The following is a 1,860-nucleotide window of genomic DNA, read 5'->3' as shown; positions in this document are numbered from 1 at the left end:
CTAGCACTGCGAGTAGGTTAAATAAGTTAGAGCCGATGATATTGCCAAGAGCAAGGTCATGGTGACCCTTCAATGCGCTAGCAATCGATGCCGCTAATTCGGGCAAGCTTGTACCTATCGCGACAATGGTTAAACCGATGATCAAATCGCTAATTCCAAGCGAACTTGCTATGCCACTTGCCCCCCAAACGAGCATTCTTGAACTTAAGATAAGGGCTGCAATGCTTCCGACCAAAATCGTGATCGCTTTGGTTTGAGCCATGGGTTCATTGTCTTGTACTTCCTCAGGTAATTCTGAAGAAGAGGAAGAGAGTTTAGCGAGTGCGATGAGCGAGATGAGGAGTATGCCAATAAGGATCAAGCCATCGTTGAAATCGAGCAGGCCGTCAATGATAACAATCGTTGCGAGCGCTGTTGCGATCAAAAGTATAGGTAGTTCAATTTTTAGTATTCCGAGCTTAATCGGAATAGCAGAAATGAGCGTAGTTACACCGAGCACTAGTGCTATGTTCGCAATGTTGGAGCCGAAAGCGTTTCCAACGGCGAGTGTGCTGGCTCCTTCGAGGGCTGCCATGCCTGATACGATAAGCTCGGGAGCGGATGTGCCAAATGCGACGATGGTTAGACCAACAAGCATCGGTGTCATGCCAAGGTTGAGTGCCGTGGCTACCGCACCTTCAACAAATTTGTCCGCACTCCAAATTAAAATTATCAAACCGATAATTACGGCTAAACTGAATACTAACAATGGGTATTGCTCTTATAAGGTTTTGTTAAAGCGCGCATTTTGCGAGACTTACCGGTACAGTGCAAGTAATAAGACCTGTAATTGCTTTGTTTAGTTTTTACTTGTAAATGCTTTCTTGAGGTCGCTACAATCAGACGCCTCAAAGGAACACTAGAATAAATTAGGAAATCGCTTGTCCTCCTATATAGAAGTCGAAAATCTTAGCTTCTCCCGCGGGTATAGAAAAATCTTCAATGGCCTCAGTCTGAGCATTCCGAGAGGAAAAGTGACGGCGATTATGGGGCCTAGTGGTATTGGTAAAACAACACTCCTCAAGCTCATTGGTGGTCAGCTGCGACCAGAGGGTGGTCGAGTATTGGTAGATGGCCAAGACTTCCAAACCTTAGGTCGCGACGAGTTATTTAAAGCGCGCGCCAAAATGGGCATGCTTTTTCAGAGTGGGGCGCTTTTTTCTGATCTGACCGTCTATGAAAACGTCGCGTTTCCTTTGCGTGCCCACACTAAACTTCCTGAGGATATGATTCGTGACATCGTGATCATGAAGCTCAATGCTGTGGGTTTGCGTGGTGCGCGTGATATGAAGCCTTCAGAGCTTTCTGGAGGTATGACTCGTCGTGTTGCTCTCGCGCGTTCAATCGTTCTTGATCCTGCCTTAATTATGTATGACGAGCCTTTTGCGGGGCAGGACCCGATCGCAATGGGAGTTCTTGTGCAGCTAATTCGTTTATTAAACGACACCCTAGGCCTAACGAGCGTTCTTGTTTCTCATGATATTGCTGAGTCATTGAGTATTTGTGATCACGCGATTGTTATTGCCGATGGTCGCGTGATTGGAGCGGGCTCTCCTGAAGAATTACGTCGTTCTGATTCTGCCTTAGTTAAGCAATTTGTTAACGGTTTACCTGACGGGCCTGTGCCATTTCATTTTCCTGCGCGAGATTATAAAGATGACTTGCTTGGTGTGGATGATTCAGACCTGCTCGGTTTAGGGGGTAGTCGTGGTTAAGTCCATTCAAAAGCTCGGGCGTACAGGTATTGAATTTATTTCGGCTCTCGGTCGTTCAGGCGTGTTTTTATTGCGCGCCATTATGGGCTTAAGTTTCACTCGTAAA

Annotated in this window: 2 protein-coding genes; one reads left to right on the top strand and one right to left on the bottom strand. The window is 46.4% G+C overall.

The genetic code is table 11. The annotated features are described in order from the left end of the window. A partial coding sequence (locus A3739_RS16735; protein WP_068502132.1) for a calcium/sodium antiporter occupies positions 1 to 748 on the bottom strand: 748 nt, incomplete at its 3' end. Positions 749 to 920: 172 nt separating this feature from the next. Here A3739_RS16735 and A3739_RS16730 point away from each other — a divergent pair. Then, positions 921 to 1,754 carry an ABC transporter ATP-binding protein gene (locus A3739_RS16730; protein WP_068476095.1) on the top strand — a complete coding sequence of 278 codons (834 nt, stop codon included), beginning with the start codon at positions 921 to 923 and terminating at the stop codon, positions 1,752 to 1,754. Positions 1,755 to 1,860 lie beyond the last annotated feature (106 nt).

This window comes from Oleiphilus sp. HI0067 (genome assembly GCF_001635735.1).
This window is presented reverse-complemented; position numbering and strand designations above follow the sequence as displayed.